At 39.2% G+C, this 25,410-nt stretch carries 23 protein-coding genes; 10 read left to right on the forward strand and 13 right to left on the reverse strand.

Translation table 11 applies throughout. The features are described 5' to 3' along the window. Positions 1-3 precede the first annotated feature (3 nt). The gene (locus tag PMAL9190_RS01440; RefSeq protein WP_087843592.1) at positions 4-771 is read left to right on the forward strand and encodes a protease inhibitor BamI-like protein; all 768 of its coding nucleotides are present in this window, start codon (positions 4-6) and stop codon (positions 769-771) included. A gap of 66 nt (positions 772-837) precedes the next feature. Here PMAL9190_RS01440 and ttcA read toward each other — a convergent pair whose 3' ends face one another. Together ttcA and PMAL9190_RS01450 are read right to left on the reverse strand one after the other, a co-directional pair. Beyond that, on the reverse strand, positions 838-1,731 hold the full coding sequence (gene ttcA / locus PMAL9190_RS01445; RefSeq protein WP_087843593.1) for a tRNA 2-thiocytidine(32) synthetase TtcA: 894 nt from the start codon (positions 1,729-1,731) through the stop codon (positions 838-840). A gap of 164 nt (positions 1,732-1,895) precedes the next feature. Continuing rightward, positions 1,896-3,074: a D-alanyl-D-alanine carboxypeptidase family protein gene (locus PMAL9190_RS01450; RefSeq protein ID WP_087843594.1), complete on the reverse strand. Its 1,179-nt coding sequence runs from the start codon at positions 3,072-3,074 to the stop codon at positions 1,896-1,898. 348 nt (positions 3,075-3,422) lie between these two features. Between PMAL9190_RS01450 and PMAL9190_RS01455 the strand changes: the two genes are divergently transcribed. Further along, positions 3,423-4,907 carry a carboxypeptidase M32 gene (locus PMAL9190_RS01455; RefSeq protein WP_087843595.1) on the forward strand — a complete coding sequence of 495 codons (1,485 nt, stop codon included), beginning with the start codon at positions 3,423-3,425 and terminating at the stop codon, positions 4,905-4,907. A gap of 153 nt (positions 4,908-5,060) precedes the next feature. After that, positions 5,061-5,303 (forward strand): hypothetical protein, encoded by a 243-nt coding sequence (locus PMAL9190_RS01460; RefSeq protein ID WP_087843596.1) that lies wholly within the window; start codon positions 5,061-5,063, stop codon positions 5,301-5,303. A gap of 70 nt (positions 5,304-5,373) precedes the next feature. Here PMAL9190_RS01460 and pepT read toward each other — a convergent pair whose 3' ends face one another. Beyond that, positions 5,374-6,603, reverse strand: coding sequence for a peptidase T (gene pepT, locus PMAL9190_RS01465; protein ID WP_087843597.1), 1,230 nt, complete (start codon positions 6,601-6,603; stop codon positions 5,374-5,376). A gap of 258 nt (positions 6,604-6,861) precedes the next feature. After that, positions 6,862-7,734: a DUF2189 domain-containing protein gene (locus PMAL9190_RS01470; RefSeq protein WP_370738733.1), complete on the reverse strand. Its 873-nt coding sequence runs from the start codon at positions 7,732-7,734 to the stop codon at positions 6,862-6,864. 398 nt (positions 7,735-8,132) lie between these two features. Between PMAL9190_RS01470 and potA the strand changes: the two genes are divergently transcribed. The 4 genes from potA to PMAL9190_RS01490 all read left to right on the forward strand — a co-directional run bounded on the left by potA (position 8,133) and on the right by PMAL9190_RS01490 (position 12,314). Further along, positions 8,133-9,251, forward strand: coding sequence for a spermidine/putrescine ABC transporter ATP-binding protein PotA (potA, locus tag PMAL9190_RS01475; protein WP_087819728.1), 1,119 nt, complete (start codon positions 8,133-8,135; stop codon positions 9,249-9,251). Beyond that, positions 9,235-10,092, forward strand: a complete 858-nt coding sequence (gene potB / locus PMAL9190_RS01480; protein WP_087843599.1) for a spermidine/putrescine ABC transporter permease PotB — start codon at positions 9,235-9,237, stop codon at positions 10,090-10,092. Before potA ends, potB begins: the two co-directional genes overlap by 17 nt. Beyond that, entirely contained in the window at positions 10,092-10,859 is a 768-nt protein-coding gene (potC, locus tag PMAL9190_RS01485; RefSeq protein WP_087843600.1) for a spermidine/putrescine ABC transporter permease PotC, read from the forward strand. The genes potB and potC overlap by 1 nt, the downstream gene beginning before the upstream one ends. A 402-nt stretch (positions 10,860-11,261) precedes the next feature. Beyond that, on the forward strand, positions 11,262-12,314 hold the full coding sequence (locus PMAL9190_RS01490) for an extracellular solute-binding protein (protein ID WP_087843601.1): 1,053 nt from the start codon (positions 11,262-11,264) through the stop codon (positions 12,312-12,314). An 80-nt stretch (positions 12,315-12,394) separates the two neighbouring features. Here the strand turns inward: PMAL9190_RS01490 and cobB are convergent, their stop codons facing one another. The 9 genes from cobB to PMAL9190_RS01535 form a co-directional block, all read right to left on the reverse strand. Further along, complete coding sequence (gene cobB / locus PMAL9190_RS01495; protein ID WP_087843602.1) at positions 12,395-13,111, reverse strand: Sir2 family NAD+-dependent deacetylase; 717 nt, start codon at positions 13,109-13,111, stop codon at positions 12,395-12,397. A gap of 198 nt (positions 13,112-13,309) precedes the next feature. Continuing rightward, positions 13,310-14,317: a formate dehydrogenase subunit gamma gene (locus PMAL9190_RS01500; protein WP_235004279.1), complete on the reverse strand. Its 1,008-nt coding sequence runs from the start codon at positions 14,315-14,317 to the stop codon at positions 13,310-13,312. Positions 14,318-14,489: 172 nt separating this feature from the next. Next, complete coding sequence (gene fdh3B / locus PMAL9190_RS01505; protein WP_087843604.1) at positions 14,490-15,107, reverse strand: formate dehydrogenase FDH3 subunit beta; 618 nt, start codon at positions 15,105-15,107, stop codon at positions 14,490-14,492. Positions 15,108-15,118: 11 nt separating this feature from the next. Further along, complete coding sequence (locus PMAL9190_RS01510; protein WP_087843605.1) at positions 15,119-17,977, reverse strand: formate dehydrogenase subunit alpha; 2,859 nt, start codon at positions 17,975-17,977, stop codon at positions 15,119-15,121. Positions 17,978-17,989: 12 nt separating this feature from the next. After that, positions 17,990-18,187, reverse strand: coding sequence for a twin-arginine translocation signal domain-containing protein (locus tag PMAL9190_RS01515; protein WP_087843606.1), 198 nt, complete (start codon positions 18,185-18,187; stop codon positions 17,990-17,992). A 66-nt stretch (positions 18,188-18,253) separates the two neighbouring features. After that, positions 18,254-18,871: a TorD/DmsD family molecular chaperone gene (locus PMAL9190_RS01520; RefSeq protein ID WP_370738734.1), complete on the reverse strand. Its 618-nt coding sequence runs from the start codon at positions 18,869-18,871 to the stop codon at positions 18,254-18,256. 9 nt (positions 18,872-18,880) lie between these two features. Continuing rightward, positions 18,881-20,560 (reverse strand): 4Fe-4S binding protein, encoded by a 1,680-nt coding sequence (locus tag PMAL9190_RS01525; protein WP_087843607.1) that lies wholly within the window; start codon positions 20,558-20,560, stop codon positions 18,881-18,883. Positions 20,561-20,857: 297 nt separating this feature from the next. Next, a complete protein-coding gene (locus PMAL9190_RS01530) occupies positions 20,858-21,583 on the reverse strand; it encodes a DUF3306 domain-containing protein (protein WP_159458346.1) in 726 nt (241 codons plus the stop codon). Beyond that, entirely contained in the window at positions 21,573-22,064 is a 492-nt protein-coding gene (locus tag PMAL9190_RS01535) for a DUF3305 domain-containing protein (RefSeq protein ID WP_087843609.1), read from the reverse strand. The genes PMAL9190_RS01530 and PMAL9190_RS01535 overlap by 11 nt, the downstream gene beginning before the upstream one ends. 270 nt (positions 22,065-22,334) lie before the next feature. Between PMAL9190_RS01535 and fdhD the strand changes: the two genes are divergently transcribed. From fdhD to pbpG, 3 genes are all read left to right on the forward strand, one after another. Further along, entirely contained in the window at positions 22,335-23,180 is an 846-nt protein-coding gene (gene fdhD, locus PMAL9190_RS01540) for a formate dehydrogenase accessory sulfurtransferase FdhD (RefSeq protein WP_087843610.1), read from the forward strand. After that, on the forward strand, positions 23,180-24,091 hold the full coding sequence (locus PMAL9190_RS01545; protein WP_065168884.1) for a substrate-binding domain-containing protein: 912 nt from the start codon (positions 23,180-23,182) through the stop codon (positions 24,089-24,091). Before fdhD ends, PMAL9190_RS01545 begins: the two co-directional genes overlap by 1 nt. Positions 24,092-24,506: 415 nt before the next feature. Further along, positions 24,507-25,406, forward strand: coding sequence for a D-alanyl-D-alanine endopeptidase (gene pbpG, locus PMAL9190_RS01550; protein WP_087843611.1), 900 nt, complete (start codon positions 24,507-24,509; stop codon positions 25,404-25,406). The last annotated feature ends 4 nt before the right edge of the window (positions 25,407-25,410 follow it).

Consider the following 25,410-nt stretch of genomic DNA (forward strand, 5'->3'; position numbering starts at 1 on the left):
ACTATGAATAAACGTTATCTTTTGCTTCTCGTTGCAATCGTTGTGAGTATCTATTTTTATTATACTCGCAACGACTCTACTTCACCTTCAACTATTATAACCAAGTATCAACCCACTGCTACCACGTCAGATAACCATACCAATGAGGTGCTACCTATCCCCGATGACTTTGATGAACTTATAGTAGAAAAATATCCGCGAGTTATACCAGCATCTAATCATTTATTAGCAGCCAACCCATTTGTAAATGATAATGATGTTGAATTCACCACTGAAGCTCAACAACAACCATTAGCAATAGACAGTAATATTAATTTATTAACCGGGAGTGATTTGTGGAAGTATCGCCCCGCTTTAAAACAACACATTGAGCAACAACAACAGATACTATTAACGAATGACTATTCGGCGATGCAAGTCGATGATGATTTGCTTAAACAGTTAATTGTTGGTGATAGCTTAATCATTGCGTTACCCAATAAAGGTACCCAGCAAATTATAATTTCCGCTATACAAAAGAAAAAAAACAATGTGGTTATATGGGAACTACAAAATACTCAGCGTCAGAATATAGGTAAAATAACTCAAATTAAAGCGATTATGGAAGGCAGCTTTATTACTGATAACAAGCAGGAATATCATCTAAGAACAATAAAAAACAAAGGTTGGATTGCGAGTAAAGAGCAATTAGTAAGTAATAATAATCAAGCTGTTAAGGAAAATAAGCACCCCTTTTCAGAGCGGTTTTTAAATGACAATAAAAAGCAGTAATAATCGCCACAACACCAACAGTTTATGAGTTAGTGTTGTAGCGCAAATTGTACTAAACGCTAATGATTAAACGTTAGTGACATCAATGAACATGCTTTCATCAATGTTCGTTGACGAAACAGTTGCTTCAGTGAAAGCGTATTCTGCTCTTTCACCTTCACGATCCAGCGGCAGATTCACAAAATCAAATAGGTTCTTATCGGCTAATTGGCTTGGGCTAATATTCTGAATTGATTTAAAAATAGCATCAACACGACCAGGTGTCTTTTTATCCCAATCAATCAACATCGCTTTAATGCTTTGACGTTGTAGGTTCTCTTGTGAACCACAAAGATTACAAGGAATAATTGGGAATTGTTTATGTTCAGCGTATTTAATTAGGTCTTTTTCACGGCAGTATGCCAATGGGCGAATAACCACATTACGGCCATCATCAGAACGTAATTTAGGTGGCATCGCTTTTAGACGAGAACCATGGAACATATTTAAGAATAATGTTTCAACGATATCATCTAAATGGTGACCTAATGCAATTTTGGTTGCGCCAATTGTTTCAGCGAAAGAATACAAGGTGCCACGGCGTAAACGAGAGCATAAACCACACGTTGTCTTGCCTTCTTCTACTTTTTCCTTAACCACCGAGTAAGTATCTTTATCGACGATGTAGTAAGGAATATTTAGGCTTTGAAAATACTCTGGCAAAATATGCTCAGGGAAGCCTGGTTGTTTTTGATCAAGGTTAACCGCGACAACGTCAAACTTAATTGGCGCTGCTTTTTGTAGATTAAGCAGAATATCCAGCATCGCAAATGAATCTTTGCCACCACTAATACATGCCATAACAACATCACCTTCTTCGATCATGTTGTAATCAATAATGGCGTTACCCATATTGCGGCGAAGACGTTTTTGCAGTTTGTTATATTCAAGTGTTTCTTTACGGTTATCTGTCTGATTCATTACTACTTCTCGAACTACCGACAACATCGATAGTAGAATTGCGGGATAAGAATTTATAGGGCGTGAATTATACGTATTTTATTGTTGGCTGGAAATAGCTACACACAATAAAAAAGCCCAGCACACAATGGCTGGACTTTTTTTATATTAGATAAAGCGCTTAATTACTTAAAAAAGCCCATTACAAATTTTTTAACTTGGTCAATCAAACGACTAAAGAAGCTACCTTCATCAACAGGTTCAAGTGCAACCAATGGTTGTTTACCAACCTCTTTGTCATTCACTGAGTAAATGATTTCACCAACCTGTTGGCCTTTAGTGATTGGCGCTTCAAGTTCACTATTAAGTTCAACGCTGGCGGTTAATTTTTTAGTGTCATTTCGTGACAGTGTCACATAGCTTGTTTGATCAACACCTAACTTAACTTGCTCTTTATCACCAAACCAAACGCGTTCAGTAATGATCTCGTCGCCCGCTTTATGAGGTGTGACTGTTTCAAAAAAGCGAAAACCATAATTTAATAATTGCTTACTTTCAATTTCACGAGTTTTGGTGCTCTTAGTCCCCATAACAACCGCGATTAAACGCATGTCACCTTCCGTCGCTGAACTGGTTAAGCTATAACCTGCACCACTGGTGTAACCGGTTTTCATACCATCAACATTCATGCTTGGATCATTTAATAAGCCATTGCGGTTACGTTGTGTAATATTGTTATAAGTAAATGATTTTTCGCTGTATAACGGGTAAATCATCGGCAAGTCACGAATAAGTGCTTGTCCAAGTAACGCGATATCATACGGTGTGGTATATAAATTACTATTGTCTAAGCCATGTGGATTAGCAAAGTTAGAGTTATTCATACCCAACTTTTTAGCCCATGAGTTCATTAAACTCACAAATGACTGCTCAGAGCCTGCAACGTGCTCAGCAATTGCTACACTTGCATCGTTACCCGATTGAATAATCAAACCACGAAATAGATCCATCAAAGGCACTTCACTGCCTACTTCGATGAACATTTTTGATGAATCAGGGAAGTTTTTTGCCCAAGCATTACGGCTGATTACAACCAGATCTTTATCACTGATGTTGCCTTGCTTCATTTCTTGGCCAGCAACATAGCTTGTCATTAACTTAGTTAAACTTGCTGGGTTTAATTTTTCGTTAGCATCCTTTTCAACGAGGATCTTACCTGTATTGTAATCCATCAATACATAGCCTTTAGCACTTAATGTTGGTGCATCAGGAACAACCGTCGGCATAGATGCTGACGCTGAAAAAGATAAAGAGTAAAGCGCTGTAGCACCAACAAGAGAGAAAAAGCGAGTCGTCTTTTCCATGTGAGGCAAAATTCCTTTAGAAAACGATAATATCAATCTACATAGCTATTGAGTACTAGCAGATAATAACCAAATAGGTATTTAGATTGGCTGTCAGTATAGCGAAAAAATATAATAAAACAGGTCTTGGTAACATTGTCTTACCAAATCCTATTTCTAATTACATTTATAACGCTAATAGAGGCAAATATAAATCATTAATAGCAATTAAGTACTACATATTTACGTTTTTTAATTAATATTTTTACTCTGTTCGCGTTTTATTATCTTGTTGATAGTGTATCGCTATTAAATAACCATCGCTTAGGTTAAATTTATTCTACTGCTGTTTATCAATTAGGAACAAGTATGAGCTATTACAATAAATTAGATCGTCATGCTAAAAAGCTTTCTCGTCTTGGGCATCTCAATGCTATTTGTGGTTGGGATCAAGCCGCAATGATGCCAAATGGCGGTGCACAGGCACGTTCAGAAGCAATGGCTGAACTTGCTGTTATTTCCCATGAACTTGCAACAGCTGACTACTTAGAAGATTGGTTTATTCAAGCGGAAACAGAAGATCTTACACCAGAGCAACGCGTGAGCCTTAAAGCATTAAAGCGTCAATGGATGATGCAAAATATTTTACCGGCAGATCTTATAGAGCAACAATCTCTTGCTGGTTCTCAATGTGAACATGCTTGGCGTTCACAGCGTAAACAAAATGATTGGGAAGGTTTTAAAGCTAATTTAAAACCGGTTGTTGAATTAGCTCGCAAAGAAGCCGCTATTCGTTCACAAGCAACTGGACTTAGTCGTTATGACGCGTTGCTCGATATCTATGAGCCAGGAATGACTTCTGCAGTATTAGATAAAATCTTTGCTGAAGTAAAATCATGGCTACCAGAATTAATTAAGCAAGTTGAAGCGAAACAAGCAACAGAAGTTGTATTACCGCTATCTGCACCATTTGCAATTGAGCAACAGCAAGCTTTGAGCCTTGAAGCGATGAAGTTACTTGGTTTTGATTTTGAACATGGCCGATTAGATATCAGTACCCACCCTTTCTGTGGTGGTGTTCCAACTGATGTACGTATTACTACCCGCTATGACGAAAATGATTTCACGTCTGCACTCATGGGCGTTATTCATGAAACAGGTCATGCGCGTTATGAACAAGGTTTACCTAAGCAATGGCGTGATCTACCTGTTGGTGAAGCCCGCTCAATGGGAATACACGAATCGCAAAGTTTATTTTGTGAAATGCAAATATCACGTAGTTTGTCATTTAGTCGCTTATTAGCGCCAATGATTCAAAAAGCATTTAACTCAACAGATGCCTCACTATCAGCAGAGAACCTTCGTCTTATCAATACACGGGTTAAACCGGGGTTTATTCGTGTCGATGCTGATGAGGTTACTTACCCCGCGCATGTGATCTTACGCTATGAAATTGAGCGTGATTTAATTGAAGGTAAGATTGAAGTTGATGATATACCAAAAATTTGGGATCAAAAAATGACTCAATATCTAGGTATCTCAACGCAAGGAAACTTCACTGATGGCTGTATGCAAGATATTCACTGGACTGATGGGAGTTTTGGCTATTTCCCAAGCTATACTTTAGGGGCGATGTACGCTGCACAATTTATGGCAACAATTAATCAACAGATGGACGTTGAACTGTTAGTTGAACAAGGAAATCTAACCCCAATATTTGAGTGGCTACGAGTTAATATTTGGCATAAAGGCTCTACATTATCAACAGACAAGCTGGTGGAGCAAGCAACAGGTGAAACGTTAAATCCAGAGCACTTTAAACAGCATTTAATGAAGCGCTATTTAAATAAGTAACAACAATATCGCCGAGATATACAAAAAAACGTTATTTATTTCACCTATTTGTAATATTTAGCAAAATAATATCGTATAGATCACAGTTTCATCATCATTGTTTTTTATACTCTTTGCTAATAAATATGACAATAATCATTAAAGGATTGAAGAATGACTTATAAAGCAGCAGATCTAAACTACCATGGCGAAAATTGTGGTGTACATAATTGGATCACAGAGAGCGGTCAAACATTCTATTGGCATCCTGATTGGCTACATATTGCAGAAGATGCAACGGGTTTACATAGCAAGCATGAAATTGAGGTTGAAAATGGCGGCGAGATTACTAAAGGTCACGCCGTGCATGCGATTTTAAAACGTTTAAATGAAATGTTAAGTAACGACCACGCTTAAAAACATGTGATTACAACAAAAAGCCACAATCGGTATTGATTGTGGCTTTTTTTAAGCTTTTGAAAACGAATTAAGCGTAGCGATTGGCTGTATTCTCTGCCACTTTTACTATCACTTTGACCGCAAGTTCCATCCCTTCAACGGTAATAAATTCATGAATACCGTGGAAGTTATAGCCTCCTGTGAAAATATTAGGACAAGGTAAACCCATAAATGATAACCGCGCCCCGTCAGTACCACCACGAATCGGCTTAATTTCAGGTTTTACATCACAATCCAGCATTGATTGTTGTGCAATTTCAATAATGTGGGGGAATGGCTCAACCATTTCACGCATATTATAATATGAATCCGTTAAAATAAGCTCAACGCGACCTTGTGTTAGCTTCCCGTTTAGTTCGTCGACTTTTTGTTGCATGAAGGCTTTACGTTTCTCTTGACCATCACGATCAAAATCACGAATGATATAACCCAATTCAGTACGAGCAACTGATGCATCCATTGATTTTAGATGGTAAAAGCCTTGATAGCCGTCAGTGCATTCAGGGGTTTCATCAGCTGGCATCATTAATTGAAACTGTGCTGCAATATTCATGGCGTTAACCATTTTATTTTTTGCCGTACCTGGGTGTACATTCACACCATGGCAAATAACGTCTGCAGAGGTCGCATTAAAGTTTTCATACTCTAACTCACCAATTGGGCCACCATCGATGGTATAAGCCCACTGAGCTCCAAATTTTTCGACATCAAACAGATTCGCACCGCGACCAATTTCTTCATCCGGTGTAAAACCAATGCAAATATCACCATGCTTGATACTAGGATTCGCAATAAGATAGGCAATAGCCGTCATTATCTCTGCAATCCCCGCTTTATTATCAGCCCCGAGTAAGGTTGTTCCGTCTGTCGTAATAATATTGTGACCATGTAACTTATTTAGATCTGGATACTGGAATGGTGATAACACTTCATCCCCTATTCCTAAAGCAATATCACCACCGCGGTAATTTTCAACCAGTTGTGGGCGAACATTTTTACCTGATGCATCAGGTGCGGTATCCATATGGGCAATGAAGCCAATTGCTGGAATATCGCCAGTCATGTTTGCCGGTAAGCGCGCAGTTAAATAACCATTATTATCTAAACAAATATCACTAAGTCCAAGCTCAACCATTTCTGACTGAAGAACTTCTGCTAATACACGTTGCCCTGGTGTACTTGGGCAAGAGCAAACCGCACCGTTAGATTGTGTGTCAAAGCTTACATATCGCAAAAAACGTTCTATTAACTTATCCATTAAGTAACCTTTATTACAGAAACTGACAGCTACGACTGCCACTATTTACTATTGTGTTTATTATCATCGAAAGGTAAATAAATGACATTGAGATACATCATCATTAGCGTTTTTTTTGTGTAATATCATTCTTCATTTTTAATGATGGTGGTGAAGGTTTGGTTTTTTTAACAGAACATAAAGTTATAGTGCGTTAGGTGTGTTACTTAAAAAAAAGCTCCTTATACAAAGGAGCCCTTTTGATACATAACGTTTAGATTACGCATTGAATGTATCATTATTTACTGACTCATTGAGCTTATCATTAGACGTTGGGGTCTGATCATTTCCATTAGATGCTACAGATGTAACCTGCAATGTAATGCCAAACATATTGCGATAGATAATAGCTTTTACATTAAAGAAAAATGGCAATGTCCACAATAAACCAATCCCCGCAGTTGCAATAGATACAAAAAATAGAATCATGACGACAAGAAAGATTGCAGTCATTGGCATCACTTTACGCACTGTAGCCATAAATGAATATTGAATAGCTTTAATCGGTGTTACACGCTTTTCACATACCAATAAAATAGCCATGCTCAATGCCATTGTTAAAAACAATCCGACTAATGGGAAAATACTGCTGCCAATGCCCTGAATTGAAGATATTAATAACATCGTGATAATCGAAACTAACGTGAACGAAAATCCTTTAACGATTTGACTCGCTTTCGTTGGCAACCCTACCGCGTGATTAAGTGCCATCAAGCTAACGCCAACATATAAAGGAGCGATTAACACGTCAGACCAAAAGTTAGCCATAAAGCCCGCTTTTAAAATTTCTTCAGTAAACCCCTTTCCTGTAATAAAGGCATCAAAAAACACATTAGGGCTACCTAGTTGTACTTTCAAGCTCAAAAGTAACAATGCTATTTGTGCAATAAACAAGCAAATTACAGCAGGTAAAAATCTAGTGAAATTTTTTGCTGTAATTTTAAATGCTTCTTGAAGAACAGCTATTGGTTGTAACTCAACATCACCAGCCATTGCTTTTTCAATTGAACCACCAACGTGAAAACTCTTTTTAGTCGTCTCTTTCATACTCATATCATCATTATTCTGGTAGGCGTATTGTACGTTACTCATGATGGGACAAAAACACTATTCACGTAAAAATTTATTTCAAAACCCCGTTAACGCATGAAAAACAGGCAATAAATTACAACAAAGGCCATAACAGCCACTCTTTTGTGTTTTATTATAAAATCCATCAACTATCATTGAACATAAATAATAAATTTTTGGGCTTAAAAATAAACATTACTATTATTGTTTTTATCGTAATTTATTTTTTCAGTATTATTTGTAATAGCAACCATATTGCTTGGAATCAACGTGCTATCATTATTGCAAGTAGTAACTAATCTATAAATTTAATGAAAAAACGCTTTAAATTGAAAGACTACAGGTCTATTATGCGCCCCTAATTTTAGCCAAAACATTGGGGCTTAACCAATCAGTCCCACGGTGGAGATAACGTAGAATTGAACGTTGCAAAAACATCTAAGAAACCTGTAATTCAGCTGAAGGGTCTTAGCAAAAGCTTTGACGGTAAGCAAATCATTACAGGTTTGGATCTAAACGTAAACGATGGTGAATTTTTAACCATTTTAGGTCCATCAGGCTGTGGTAAAACCACAGTACTTCGTCTAATTGCTGGTTTTGAGACTGCTGATAATGGGCAAGTCACAATTGATGGCAAAGATGTTACTGACATTCCCGCTGAACAACGTCTCGTTAATACGGTGTTTCAGAGTTACGCACTGTTTCCACATATGACAGTGTTTGAGAACGTCGCGTTTGGTTTACGCATGCAAAAAGTGCCATCGAGTGATATTGAACCTCGAGTTATGGAAGCATTGCGTATGGTGCAACTTGACAAATTTGCCCCTCGTAAACCTCATCAATTGTCCGGTGGTCAGCAACAACGTGTTGCGATTGCACGTGCAGTTGTTAATAAACCAAAAGTTCTTTTGCTTGATGAATCACTTTCTGCGCTTGATTACAAACTACGTAAACAAATGCAGCTTGAGCTAAAACAACTACAGCGGAAACTTGGTATTACTTTTATTTTCGTAACTCACGATCAAGAAGAAGCACTGTCGATGTCTGATCGTATCATCGTAATGCGCGATGGTTATGTTGAGCAAGATGGTAGCCCTCGTGAAATTTACGAAGAGCCAACTAACTTATTTGTTGCTCACTTTATTGGTGAGATCAACGTGTTTGATGCAACCGTTAAAGAACGCTTAGATAGTAAGCGCATTATGGCTGATGTAGAAGGTCGTCATTCTTTAATTCACTGTGAACTTGACGTTGCTATTGGCGATAAAGTGAAAGTGCTATTACGTCCTGAAGATATTCGCATTGAAGAAATTCATAACGGCGATCAGACAACAGGCATTTTAGGCAAAGTTAAAGAACGTACTTATAAAGGTATGACACTTGATTCTGTGGTTCAGCTAGATTCAGGAAAATCGGTAATGGTTAGTGAATTCTTCAACGAAGATGATCCTGACGTAGACCACTCTCTTGATCAAAAAGTTGCCATTACTTGGGTTGAAAGTTGGGAAGTGGTGCTAGCTGATGAGCAAGAAGTTTAATCTCCAAAACATCATCATAACGATTGTTGTAAGTTGGTTACTATTATTTGTATTTGTACCCAACCTAATGATTATCGGCACGAGTTTTTTAACCCGTGATGATGCAAACTTGATCAAAATGGTGTTCACCTTAGATAACTACGAACGTCTTTTCGATCCAATGTATGCAAAAGTACTTTTGCATTCATTTAATATGGCAATTACAGCAACATTATTATGCTTGTTAATTGGCTACCCTTTTGCGTATGCCATTGCAAAAATGCCTGAAAAATGGCGTCCATTTATGCTGTTTTTGGTCATTGTTCCTTTTTGGACTAACTCGCTGATCCGCACATATGGCTTAAAGCTGATGCTTGGTACGCGTGGTATTCTAAATAATACATTAATGTACTTAGATATTATTGATAAGCCCATGCGTATCATGTACACCGAATATGCAGTAATGATTGGCTTAGTTTATATTTTGCTGCCATTTATGGTGTTACCTTTGTACTCGGCAATAGAAAAACTTGATAATAACTATATCGAAGCCGCTCGAGATTTAGGTGCGAATAAGTTTCAAACGTTTATTAAAGTTATTTTCCCACTAACAATGCCAGGTGTTATTGCTGGTTGTTTATTAGTGCTACTGCCTGCCCTTGGTATGTTCTATGTAGCAGACCTACTTGGTGGTGCGAAAAACTTGCTGATTGGTAACGTGATTAAGAGTCAAGTGCTCAACGCTCGTGACTGGCCATTTGGCTCTGCGACCAGTATTGCATTAACGCTAGCAATGGCAATTATGTTATATGCTTATTATCGCGCAGGAAAATTACTGAACAAAAAAGTGGAGCTTGAATAATGGGACGTTTGTTTAAATTCAGCTTCATGTCAGTCGTTTACGCTTTTTTGTATACGCCAATTATTATTTTGATTGTTAACTCATTTAACGCCAGTAAATTTGGTATGAAATGGGGTGGTTTTACAACAAAGTGGTATAGCGAATTAGTTAATAACGATAGTTTGATGCAAGCTGCTGGGCACTCAATTACGATTGCAGTAATTTCAGCAACGGCTGCATCATTAATCGGTAGCTTAACAGCTGTTGCCCTATTTCGTTATAATTTCAAAGGCAAGAAGTTCGTATCAGGCATGCTATTTCTAGTGATGATGTCACCTGATATTGTAATGGCAATTTCGTTATTAGCATTGTTCCTATTAATTGGTGCAAACCTTGGCTTCTTAACGTTATTACTGTCACATATTACTTTTTGTTTGCCATTTGTTGTAGTAACTGTATACAGTCGTTTAAAAGGCTTTGATGTAAAAATGCTTGAAGCAGCACGTGACTTAGGCGCAAGTGAGTGGGTAATTTTAAAACAAATTATTCTGCCGCTAGCTAAGCCTGCTGTTGCCGCTGGTTGGTTATTAAGCTTTACATTATCACTTGATGACGTAATTGTGAGTTCGTTCGTTACAGGACCTAGTTATGAAATCTTACCTCTAAAGATTTACTCGATGGTTAAAGTCGGTATCTCACCAGAGGTTAATGCATTGGCAACTATTATGCTGATCATTTCGCTATTCCTTGTAATTTGTTCGCAATTACTTGCAAGAGAAAAAAAGTAATATCACTGTTTAAACAACGATTAAATAGCTAACTTACTTAAAGTTAGCTATTTTTTTATCTAGCCTATTCTCCATCAAATGCCCTTTAAGGGTGTTTTAATCTTATCTTGGCCAAAATTGGTTTCGAGTGTTTTATATTTTATCTGTGTTTGTATAACAATATTATCTAAAGGTTAAGTATCTGTTATATATCAATACTCTGAAGATAAATATCTTCTCATATCACTCATATTTGTGATGGTGGTATGATTTTATCTGCTATAATAGCCTCGTATACCAATTCATATTTGTTTAAAAAGCACGCTCTTTTAAAGTGCCTGATAAACGACACAAAATTAGGAGAAGCGGTTAAAGCCGCTAGAGAACATTCTCGATATCCTGTTTAGTTAGGAGCTAACAACAATGAAAAAATGGTCTTTAATGATGGCCGGTGCGGTTTGTGCTGTGTCAATGTACTCAAACATTGCCACTGCTGCAGATTCAGATAGCAACAAGTTATACTTTTACAACTGGTCTGAATACATCCCCAACGATGTTCTAGAACAGTTCACAAAAGAAACCGGTATTAAAGTAATTTATTCGACCTATGAGTCGAATGAGACCATGTACGCTAAGCTAAAAACTTATGATAAAGGCTACGATTTAATTGTTCCTTCAACTTACTACGTTTCAAAAATGAGTAAGGAAGGCATGCTGAAGAAGATCGATAAATCAAAGATCCCTAATTTTGCTGGTATTGGTAAAAACTATTTAGATAAACCTTTTGATCCAAATAATAACTACTCTATCCCTTACATTTGGGGTGCAACAGGCATCGGCGTCAATACAGATGTAGTAGACAAATCAAAAATCACTAGCTGGGCTGATTTATGGGATCCAAAGTGGCAAGGTCAGTTAATGATGATGGACGATGCACGTGAAGTGTTCCAAGTTGCATTACGTAAACTAGGCTATTCTGGTAATACTCGTGATCCTAAGCAAATTAAAGCAGCTTATGAAGAACTGAAGAAGTTAATGCCTAACGTATTGGTATTTAACTCTGACTTCCCTGCTAACCCATACATGGCTGGTGAAACACCATTAGGTATGCTTTGGAATGGCTCTGCATACATGGCACGTAAAGAAGGTGCGCCAATTGATATCGTATGGCCAAAAGAAGGTGCAATCTTCTGGATGGACAGCCTAGCAATTCCAGTTAATGCAAAGCATGTTGATAATGCATACAAGATGATCAACTTCTTACTTCGCCCTGATATTGCAGCAAAAATTGCACTACAAATTGGTTACCCTACACCTGTAGAAGCTGCGAAGAAGCTGTTACCAGCAAGTTTTGTAAACGATCCAAGCATCTACCCGACACAAGCAGTAATGGATGCTGGTGAATGGCAGAATAGTGTTGGTCCTATGAGCGAAGTATACGAAGAATACTTCCAAAAACTAAAAGCTGGTGAATAATCGCGACCTTTAGTTAATCATAACCAAAAAAACCGAGCTTTTTAGCTCGGTTTTTTATTATATCTGTGCTGTTATTTTTGCTATTGGGCTTTTAATAGCTCATCAACATAAGCTGGCACTAATATAGAAGCTTTACCATAACGCTTCTCTTCAAATTCATTTTCAACATTACTTGGCTCTAAATTAAGCTCGATAGTATGTGCACCTTGCAATGATGCTTCATGCACAAATCCTGCGGCGGGATAAACATTACCTGATGTGCCAATTGCTATGAACAAATCCGCCTTCACAATCGCATCATGGATTTTATCCATATCAATAGGCATTTCTCCAAACCATACGATATCAGGTCGTAGCGGCGCTGCTAATTGACAACAGTGGCAATGATCCTCTGTGTGTAAATCACCATGCCATTCTATAGTTTGCCCAGATTCACAACAACGCACTTTTAAAAGTTCACCATGCATATGAATTACATTGCGGCTACCTGCACGCTCGTGCAGATTGTCAATGTTTTGAGTCACTATGGTTACTGTACCCTCTAATTCGGCTTCTAACTTCGCTAGCGCGTAATGAGCAGCATTAGGAGCAACAGATCCATCTTCTATCTGCGCTCGACGCGCATTATAAAAAGCTTGTACTAATTCAGGATCACGTTGATAACCTTCAGGGGTTGCAACATCTTCCACACGATGCTCTTCCCATAGCCCATCAGCAGCACGGAAAGTACGAATCCCCGACTCGGCAGAAATTCCCGCTCCTGTTAGCACGACAATATTTTTGTAAGGAAATAACATAACAGCATCCTTTAGTGGTAGTAGTAATAAGCCTTTAGTCTATTTATACCACTGATTTTATATGGTTTAACGGAGTTTTTTATTAGACGTTAGTATGAGGAATAATGGATTGTTATTAATATCAAATTATGCTCAAAAAAAAACCGATCACATTCTTTATTGAATGCCGATCGGCTTTTATTTACTGTTTTTTAACTGTTAACCATCCGTTGATGGTTTAGGTTTATCTGACAATACTTTTTCTGGCTCGTAACCCGGTTGGTTTTCAGGTAAATCTTTTACCTCATCAAACCATAGATTATGGTGTTCACGTGCCCAAGTTTCATCAACATCACCCGTAACCATGCCATCAAGTCCTGCTTCCATACCAAATAAACCAATATAGATATGGAATATAAAACCACAGATTAAAATCAGTGCTGATAACATATGAAGTAAATTAGATAACTCCATATCACGACGAGTTTGATCAAAAATAGGGAAATCTAATATAAAGCCACTGACTGTAATCGAAAATCCAAAGATAATCAGTAACCAAAAGATAGCTTTCTCACCGCCATTAGAGAAACCAGCAGATGGGTGCGAACCTTTATGTTTACCCACCATACCGCCCATCTTCTTAAACCATTCGATATCGACTTTGTTAAAGGTGCTTTTACGCCACCATTTAACCAATACGGCCAACAATAGAATCGCAAAAATAGGCCCCATATAATTATGGTATTGCTTGGCAGCAAAAATGATCCAACCCCAGATTTCAGTAGGAACAATAGGTTTAATAAAATGTTTACCATAAACGAGTGTTAAACCACTGAACCCTAATGTTAGAAACGTAAAAGCCATACTCCAGTGTAGCGCTCTATCAATTCGGCTCCAGCGCTTTATCTTACGACCTGTTTTAGGTTTACTTAACTTAAGCGGACCAATAACCACATAAGCTAATGTTACCATCACAAGGCTTCCAAAAATGGCTAATGCACCAAGTGGCGACATCCACTTTTCTTTGAGGATATACCATGTTTGTCCAGGTACACTGATTAAGACATCATGCTCTGGCCAACCTGATGTGGTATAACCTTTTTCACCATCTTTTACCATCCGCCAATAATCAGCGCCAGCAAAGCCAATCACTTCTTTTTTTACTACAGCCTCACCAGGTGTTGTTGCATCACTACCACTTGCCATTGCGGGTACTGAAAACAGCATAATTAATGCGGTAACCATGATAGTTAACCAGCGTTGAGTTCGCTTAGTCATTACAGCTCCTGTCCACCCAAAAAACGGATTAATTGGCACACCAAGACTACTGATGTGCCTAACTATTACAACAAGTCAATAAATAGGCGTAAAATTATCTTTCAAGCCTATTTAAAGATAATCAAACTTTACGAACTTTACTTGCGTCGTAAGCTAAATCATCAGCACTTGCCCAACCCGCATCTTTTGCACCACGAGCAACAACACGCTTACTGAAAATTTCAGAGATTTTTTCAGCATCACCTGCAAGTAATGACTTCGTCGAACACATTGAAGCACACATAGGTAACTTACCTTCTGCGATACGGTTAGCACCATAAAGTAGACGTTCTTTCTCAGAGCCTGGTTCTGTATTTGGACCACCAGAACAGTAAGTGCACTTATCCATTTTACCACGCTCAGCAAATGCATCTTGTTTTGGAAATTGCGGCGCACCAAATGGACAAGCAAATAAACAATAACCACAACCGATACATAAATCTTTATCGTGCTGCACAATGCCATCTTCTGTTTGGCTAAAACAATCTGCTGGACATACTGCCATACACGGCGCATCACTACAGTGCATACAAGCCACAGAGATTGATGTTTCCCCAGGAAGTCCGTCGTTTAAGGTCACAACGCGACGACGTTGAATACCCCAACCAACAGCTTCAGAGTTAGCATTTTTACAAGCTGTCACACAACCGTTGCACTCAATACAACGTTTAGAGTCACAAAGAAATTTCATACGTGCCATCAGGTGACTCCTTACGCTTTAGTGATTTTACACAAAGTAACTTTGGTTTCTTGCATCTGAGTTACAGGATCATAACCATATGTTGTCGCTGTGTTTGCAGCTTCGCCTGATACATAAGGCGCACAACCTTCAGGATAACGATCACGTAAGCTCACACCTTCAAATTCACCACCAAAGTGGAATGGTAAGAATGCTAAGCCTTCACGTACACGCGGTGTTACCATTGCTTTTACTTTAATACGCCCTTTTTCAGCGCCCTCAACCCACACCATCTCGCCATCTTTAATGCCGCGATCGTTCGCATCTTTGAGGTTAATTTCTACAAACATTTCTTGTTGTAGCTCAGCAAGCCATGGGTTTGAACGCGTCTCTTCACCACCACCTTCATACTCAACCAAGCGGCCCGACGTTAGAATAATTGGGTATTCTTTTGATACGTCTTTTTCTTGAATTGACTTGTAAAGTGTTGGTAAACGGAACATCGCTTTGCTGTCGTCCCACGTTTGGTATTCTGGTAATAAGTCACGACGTGGTGTGTACAATGGTTCACGGTGGATTGGCACTGCATCTGGGAATGTCCAAACTACAGTACGTGCTTTTGCGTTACCGTAAGGAATACAACCGTGCTTAATCGCTACTCGCTGAATACCGCCAGAAAGATCTGTTTTCCAGTTTTTACCTTCAGCAGCCACTTTCTCTTCTGCTGTCAGTTCATCCCACCAACCAAGTTGCTTAAGCATCTTCGCGGTAAATTCTGGGTAGCCATCTTCTAAATCACAACCTAAAGAGTAGCTATCATCGGCCAATAAACTTACCCCATTACGTTCAACACCAAAGCGAGCACGGAAGTTACCGCCACCTTGTGCCACGGTTTTAGAGGTATCATAAAGAATATGGGTACCAGGGTGTTTCATCTCTGGTGTACCCCAACATGGCCAAGGTAAACCGTAAGTTTCACCATTAGCAGGCCCACCAATCGCTTCAAGCGTAGTGAAATCAAATGTACCCCAATTTTGTTGGTGCTCTTTCAATCGCTCTGGGCTTTGACCAGTGTAACCAATTGTCCACATACCTTTGTTGTATTCGCGAGTAATGTCTTCAATGTTTGGTTTATTATTCTCAACTTTAATGTGTTTGAATAACTGATCGGAGAAACCAAGGCGCTGAGTTAATAAGTAAATGATTTCATGATCAGGTTTCGCATCAAACAACGGTTCAATAACTTGATCTCGCCACTGAATCGAGCGGTTAGTTGCCGTTACGGAGCCATAAGTTTCAAACTGTGTCGTTGCCGGGAAAAGATATACGTTATCAGTACGGCCATTCATTACTGCGGCAACACCTGGGTATGGGTCAACGATAACCATCATATCCAGTTTTTCCATCGCAGTTTTCATTTCAGGACCACGTGTTTGTGAGTTAACAGCATGACCCCAATAGAACATTGCACGAATATTATCGCGTTGTTCAATCTTATCTTTGTTCTCTAAAACACCATCAATCCAACGTGATACTGGAATACCCGCGCTGTTCATTGGTTTTTTGCCGTTATAGGTATTTTGATCAAAACGGCCTTGTAGCCATGAGTAATCAATGTCCCAAACTTGTGCCCAGTGCTTCCAAGCACCTTCAGACAAGCCGTAATAACCTGGTAGGTTGTCAGAAAGCACACCAAAGTCAGTCGCGCCCTGAACGTTATCATGGCCACGGAAGATATTTGCACCGCCGCCTGACTTACCCATGTTGCCAAGTGCAAGTTCTAAAATACAGTAAGCACGGGTGTTGTTGTTACCTGTAGTATGCTGAGTACCACCCATACACCAAACAACACAACCAGGACGGTTTTCAGAAAGCATTTTCGCGGTCTGGTAAACTTGCTCTTCTGACGCGCCAGTTACACGTTCAACTTCTTTCGGGTTCCATTTTGCCACTTGCTCACGCACTTCTTCCATGCCGTAAACTCGTTGACGAATAAACTCTTTGTCTTCCCAACCATTGTTAAAGATGTGGTATAGCACACCCCAAACAAAGGCAACGTCAGTACCTGGGCGTAGTGAAACATAATGATCAGCTTTTGCCGCAGTACGGGTACGACGCGGATCTACCACCACAATTTTACAACTGTTGGTCTCTTTCGCGATCAGGATATGCTGCATTGCTACAGGGTGAGCTTCTGCTGGGTTTGAACCAATAAACAGAATCGACTTACAGTTATGCATGTCGTTCAGTGAGTTGGTCATCGCACCGTAGCCCCATGTATTTGCAACACCCGCAACCGTGGTTGAGTGACAAATACGCGCTTGGTGATCGACGTTATTCGAACCCCATAACGAGACCATTTTACGGAATAAGTACGCTTGCTCGTTGTTGTGCTTCGCTGAACCTAAAAAGTAAACGGAATCTGGGCCTGATTCTTCACGAATTTTTAGCACTTGCTGGCTAACTTCGTCTAATGCTTGCTCCCAGCTTAGTTTTTTCCACTTACCGTTAACCAATTTCATTGGGTATTTTACGCGTTTAGCACCATGGCCATGTTCACGCAGCGCAGCCCCTTTTGCACAATGCCCACCAGCATTAAAAGGATGATCAAAAGCGGGTTCCTGATGGGTCCATACACCATCTTGAGTTTCAGCATAAATGCCACAACCTACAGAACAGTGAGAACAAATAGTGCGCTTAACAACTTTAGGTGCACTGTAATCAGCTTCAGGGAAAGCTTCTGCTTTACGCATAAAACCAGGTGCAAAAAGACTCGCACCAGCAACACCACCAGCAGCGGCAAGAGAAGAATTACGAATAAAAGAACGGCGAGAAATACCTAGTTGGTTTTCATCTTTGCTCACTTTATCGGAACGTTTAGTTAATTTCATTTAAGGCTCCGCTTATAGGGTATTGTAGTAATCACGAATATGTTGGGTTTCGTGATACCCTTTTTTTGTTTTAGGATCTTTCTTATCCGTCTCAGTAGTTGATGCCTGAACCGTTGTTGCCGTTCCAGCAACAACAGCGCCTGCAGCAACAGACAAACCAATATTTTTCAATAATTGGCGACGACTATTATTTGTTTTTTGCTCACTCATTGCGTTTGCTCCTCTATCGCCACGCTAATTAACAGGTGTCGATTTTTTATTATAGCGAGTATCTTTTTATTGGGATTCTAAGAAACGGGTTTTTTCTATTGTTAGAAATTGCCACGCTAATTCACCAACTGCGGTATAAAACACTGCACTTTTTGCTGCTTTTAAATCCGTACAAAATTTCTCACACCAAGGTGCAAGATGACGGTTAAAAAATCTTTGCTGAAGGTGTTCATCACCACCTTCCACCAGCATAGCCATCACTTCTAATAACGCTGAAATATGATCTTCTGGTTCGATAACAGATTGCGCACGTTCAAAGCCAAGTTGTCTTAAATCTTGACGCAAATAAGCCAAAGGCATTTCCATTAATGATCCGGTTAAATACCATGAACCAAATGGAATAACTTCCCCACGACCAATACCAATGAACACATCTTGATATTCTTCTTCAACACTCAATAATGTCGTTTTCTGAGCCGCTAGTTTTAGTAATGGCCAAGCTGAAGCCATGGTCTGGCGTTGAAATGTTTGTGCCGTATCAACATCAATATTTGCAAGAAATTCAAGCACAGATTGTGCAGGGGCTTGACGACATAAATGTGCCAACATGTTATAAATTTCAATACGTAATAAATCGTCTTGATCAAGCAGATTAGTGTGAGAATTCATAGCTGCATTTTCCATATATTGACCTTAAACCCTTGCCTGACTTTGTGGATCTTGTTCCATCTTTTCAAAAATATCGCGAACACGACAATCTTCACACATAGATAAACGACGAATCGCTTCTCCTTGAAAATGTGAATGACGTTGAAGTTTTTCTGTCAACATTTTCACCATAGATGCTGGGGCAAAAGGTTTTCCACAACTGATACAACATGCAGCAGGTTCTTCATGAATAAGTTTATCGGCTTTACGTGCTTGCCAATCCCAATTAAATCCAGCTTCAAGAGTGATCACTTTCTCAGGACATGCTGTTTCACACATACCACATTGAATACAATCTTGTTCTACAAATAATAATCCAGGACGATCACCAATAGCATGCAAGGCTCGAGTTGGACAAACAGCAACACAACTCATACATAATGTACAATCATCAGTTTTACAGGTTACCGAACCATAAGGTGCATTAGCTGCAACTGTTGAGTGCGTCGGTTGTAACGGACTTGAGTGATTAAGTGTTTCTAGAACCGTAAATAGTTTTTCACGCTTAGTGCCTGTGAGTGCCGCTTCAATCGGAGTGATAAGTGCAGACTCATAAGCTTTAAAATTCGCGCTATCAGCAAAATCAAACAAACAAATACGATCAGACTCATAACCTAATTCTGTTAAGAAATTTTGAGCAATGGCTAATTCATTCGTTAGAACAGCATCAATCGTCGCTGGAATATAAGTGGTATTAGTCGCTAATAGAACTTGATGCGCACCATAAGCTAACGCACTAAACCAAGTATCAATACCAACAGTCGCTAGCTCTTCTAATGCAATCGTAATAACTGAACTAGGAAGTACAGCAAGTGCCTTTATAACAGCGGCAGTATCACGTTCACCATAAAGTAACAGTGTTGGCGCTTGACCCCCTTCTTGTTTATAACGTGCTAAGACGCTATGAACAAAATTTTGAGTAATTTGAGGATCAGGTAAAGCATAACTAATTGCTTCAGTTGGACATGCTGTCGCACATGTACCTACGCCCTGACAAAGATAAGGGTCAATCGCAATCGCAACCTCATCTGAACTTAAAGCACCCGCTGGGCAGGCATCAATACAACGATCACAACCTTTTACGCCACGCGATGAATGCGCACAAAGATCAGGGTTTAAACGAAAATATTTCGGCTTATCAAATGTACCTATCATGGCAGGTAGATCTTCCACCAGCGCGGCAAGTTTTGCAGTAATTTGAGCTTCAGTTCGTTGACCTAATGCATAATAACCAGCTGCAGGAATTTCAACATTAATAACCCCTGTTGCTGTCATATCAAGAACAATATCAAAACATTGACGTCCAATAGCTATTTTGGCTAAGTTCGTTTCAAGTCCATTAGCTTCATGTCCAATGCAACAATGAACATCAAATGCTCCCAGATAACCTTTTACAGTCACAGTTTGACTGTAATACAGCGTATGAGCTGTTTTGATATTCGGAGTGTTTGCATCTGTCGCGAGTAACGTCACGCTATTCAATGCCGAAAACTGATCAGCAACATTAAGGAGTTGTTGTGCTTCACCAATTATCAATAAATTACCACGACTCTCATATGTCACTGTAGGCGGAATAAGATTGGCAAGTTCTACTGTTCCAGTAATGGCTGCAGCACGAGCCACACCATTAATATCAGTAAATGCATTTAATGTACTTTTTAACATTGTTATTCCTGTTTGCTCACTACCGCTAATCAGTGTCGTGGGAAGATAGTAATTTTTCTTCTACTCTCTATAGAGCAATAACCGATCCAACTTTTCACGGAATAAAATGACCTAAAAGGAACTAAAATCATAACGTTCATATATTGCTATTAAGCAATGAGACATTTTGTCTTACTTGTAGCGAACTAACGCGCCAAATTGTCTCTACGTATAATTTTGGTCATATTCCCTTTTTGTCCCAGTGTATTTTTATTTCTGCTTTTCTTAATTATTACTTAGTAACGCTTTTTTATTGGCTTAATGCTTATTCTTAGGAACAGCATCTTTATCTATATTTATACCGTCAACACTATTCACCAATAGATCGTTATCCGTATGTTTGTCTTCTATAGCGGTAATAGCAGTATCTGTAACTATCGAATCATCAGTTTCAGTATCGATAACAGCATCGGCATTGCTATCTAATGGAGATTCCAAAACATCCGCTGTTGTAGGGGGTGATGTTAGTGCAGAAAGGCCATCTTCTTTTAATTTCTCTGTTGCTGTTTCAGTAACGCTATTTATCCAACCACGCATTTGTGAGGCAATCTCTGGCGCTAACCCCTCCATATTGCTAAAGTCTTCAGTACTATCATCCATATCACTGATATAATTAAACTCTTGTGAATGAAATAGTTTACGTAATGCCGCTTTTTTTACTGACTTAGTCACTTGTTGTTGCATAAATGACGCGACACCAGATTCATAAGTCACTTTATCTGCATCATCAATGGTCAATTCAACAACAGGTTCTGGTGTAATAGCGCTCTCTGAAATTATTGCTGCATCTGCTATTGCTGGCGATTGATGACTACTATCAGTGTTCGCTATCTTATCGACGGCAGTATTCTCACAATCAACACACTCAGGTTTATCGCGACCCACACCATCAGTAACATCATTATCCGTTGATTCTAATGGTTCACTCTTTTCAACCGCTGTTAATTTACGGCTTGACCAACGTTCGAAAAAATTAGTTGCCACTTGAACGTCCTTTTTTCTTATCGCCGCCACGTTTACGTTTAAATTCAAACAATTCCCCATGCCGGCCTAAAAACGCTTCCATCCAAGCTTGAACAGCTAATGGAATCTCTATATGTAAAACAACATAATCACCATCCATATAACGTGCAGCCACGCCTTGTGCCGCAGTCACTAAAACGGGTTTTAATTGCTCATTTTCTTCCGCGCAAATAAAAAACAAGTGCGGCGTTTGTGAATTTAGATTAAACCGATACTCCATTCGCTCATCACGGAAAAGTTCTAAAGGCATCATATAGTTACCTGAACCTAATTGGGCAATTTCCCTATCTGAAGTAAGATCTTCTTCATACAAACAAATATCTTCAATCGTCCATGCATATGTTGTCCAACGACCTACTTGACGCTCTTCTGCTTGTAGGCGAAAGTTAATAGGCCAAACATGTTCATTTTTCTTTAATTCAAGTTCTGCTTGTTTTGGCACATTCACTCCTACTGGCAGTTTTGGTCTGCCTTGATATGGTTATTAAATAATGATTGCAGGCATATTTTATGTCGCGATTAATTGGATATAAGCAAATTTTAGACCAATAAAAAAAAACCACATGAAAAGTAGCCTTTTTCACTGTTTTTATTCATTAACGGCCAATGCGCTAATTTGGATTTTTAATAATAGTGGAACAATCTTTGCTTAGCTTTCATTTCCAATATGTGTTGTTGGATAGATATCAACCTTAATACGTAGGAATTTCAGATGGCGACATTGCCTAAAATAATAAAAACCCAAGCAACTGTGCAGCAAACAATGTCAGTAGAGATTGTTGATGAATATGGTGACCGACAAACAAAAGAGATTGCCTGTGAACATCCATTAACGGTGTACCTTAATTGGGTTGAAGTTGTTACGCTGATGACATTAGGTGAACGTCCTTCTGCGTTAGTCTTAGGTTACCTAAAAAACCAAGGCTTTATTAATGACCTTAGTGCGATCGAATCTGTAATGATTGATTGGCAAACGAATGCTGCCGTTATCATTACCCATGAAAACACCGAAAACCTAGCTCAACAATTAGAAAAAAAAACCGTCACTTCCGGCTGTGGCCAAGGCACCATGTATGGCAATGTCATGAAAAAGCTCGATGGTATTACATTGCCTCAGCCCCAAATTAAACAATCGATGCTATATGGTCTATTAGAAGCATTAACCCATCATAATGAAACCTATAAAGCAGCGGGTGCCGTACATGGCTGCGCGGTCTGTAAAGGCACTGAGATTCTATCGTTTGTGGAAGATGTTGGTCGTCATAACGCCGTTGATACCCTAGCCGGTGAAATGTGGCTACAACAGCAAACAGGCGAAGATAAGATTTTCTATACCACAGGCCGTTTAACGTCTGAAATGGTCATCAAAGTTGCGCAAATGGGGATCCCTGTGTTGCTGTCTCGCTCTGGTGCTACGCAAATGGGCTATGATCTTGCTAAGAAACTAGGCATCACCATGATTGCACGAGCTAAAGGGTTACGCTTTCAAATCTATAATGGCAGTGACAATATTGAGTTGGATGTTAAAGGCAATAACCATCAAGGGAATCAAGACTAATGGCTGATTTTCCTGAATTTATGAATGCCAAGTTAGTTGCTGAGTATCTTGATCTTAATGAAAAGAAAGTTTACGCCTTAGCTAATGATGGACTACTGCCAGCGACCAAAGTAACGGGAAAATGGCTATTTCCTAAAGCAATGCTTGATAAGTGGTTATTAGAATCTTGTCATAATGGTGTTTTAACTGATCGGCTACTGATTGCAGGCTCTGATGATCCACTATTACAGTGTGTTGTCGGTAAAATGGCGAATCAACTTGGCAGTACCGCCCTTGTAGGTTACACCTCTACGGGGACACGACAAGGACTAGCAATGTTAAGCAAAGGTCATGTTGATATCTGTGCTATTCATTGGGGGAATGTTGAAGAAGCCAGCTTACGTCATCCAGCATTATTGCAACAATATCCTGGCCATAAGAATTGGGTCTTAGTCCATGCCTTTGAGCGCAAACAAGGATTAGTTGTTAGCCCTGCTCTCGCTGAAGCGGTGAATAGCCGTTCAATTCAACTTCATGAGTTATTATCACCACGTTGGCGTTGGGCATTGCGCCAGCAAGGGGCTGGTAGTATGCGAGCATTAGAAGAATGGATCCATGGTCACGGCTATGACATGAATATGCTTAATCAAGTTGATTGTTGTAACAGTGAACGAGAATTAGCATCAGCGATTGCTCGAGAACAAGCAGATATTGGTTGCGCAAGCCAAAGTACGGCTGGTGAATTTGGATTAGGATTTATTCCGCTGTGCACAGAAGCATTTGAGCTCGTTATTCCGAAAAACATTTACTTTCGTACCTTACAGCAGCAACTATTACAATCATTAACGCATAGTGATATTCAAGCCCATGGTGATCAACTGGGGGGCTATAATTTCCTTCGAACAGGACAACAAGTGTGGAGCGCGAATTAATCGCGTTTACATCGATAAAGGTCATCACCAGATGGCCTTAATGATTGCATTACCACTAACAAAGCAAGCACCGGCCTCCCGCATTAAGCAATCAAAGATTAATTCAACCAATAAATTACCAACAAAAATGCCATCACACCAATAAATCTGCTTCATTTTTGATTAGATCATGAAATAACAGCACATATCTACATGTTATTTAGCGCTTATTTAATACTTTAAATCACTTTTACAATTAATCTGTTACACAATTATTTTTTTGTATCATGTTTCATTACTCATTTCTGTTTAACAGCTGGTTTTATGAACAATTATGAAAGGATTAACACAAACATGACTTGCTTAAACACAATTGAAAAGATGACAATATAAAGATAATTATTCCCCTTTCCAAATGGGACCCCAAGGAGCCATTGTGCGCAACGCTTTAATTTTATTTTTTACACTTGCAAGTATCAGCTTTTCTTCTTTCGCAAGTATCAACACCAGCAAACTCAACCCAAGTAATCTTCAGACTGCTTCTGTGAGTAATTATGTTATTGACCTAAGTTCTGGAAAAACACTGTATCGAAAAAATTCCAATGTGGTGATGCCAATTGCTTCACTGACCAAGCTAATGACCGCTATGGTCACATTAGATGCCAAACTTCCTCTTAACCAAAAAATCACTTTCACTAAAACCGATAGAGAGCATATGTACAATACATATTCTCGTGTTCGTGTCGGCTCAGAGTTAAGTCGCGGCGAAACAATGCATATTGCATTAATGTCATCTGAAAACTTGGCAGCTGCAGCCCTTGCAGCTAACTACCCTGGTGGCTACAAAGCATTTATTCGTGCTATGAACGCTAAAGCTAAAGCACTAGGCATGACACACACACACTTCGTTGACAGTTCAGGTCTAAACCCTAAAAACCAATCAACAGCATCTGATGTTGCTAAGATGGTACGTGCTGCTTACAAATACCCAGAGATTCGTAAATACAGTACCAATGGCGCAGTTCATACAGCTTACTTTACACACCCTCGTTATAAATTAGGCTACACCAATACTAACGCTCTTGTGCGTGGTAAAAAGTGGGATGTTAATTTAAGCAAAACAGGTTTTCTTGATGAAGCGGGACGTTGTTTAGCGATGGTAACAACCATTGATGGCAAAAAGATCTTAATGGTCATGCTTGATTCACAAGGCAAGCTAACCCCAATCGGTGATGCTGGCCGTATTAAGCAATGGCTACAAACAGGCAAAAGTAAAGCCATTACCGCTGATGCTAAATACTACCAACAGCAGAAGTTGAAACAATTAACCCAATAATAAT

It is taken from the genome of Photobacterium malacitanum, from assembly GCF_900185615.1.
GTDB lineage: Bacteria > Pseudomonadota > Gammaproteobacteria > Enterobacterales > Vibrionaceae > Photobacterium > Photobacterium malacitanum.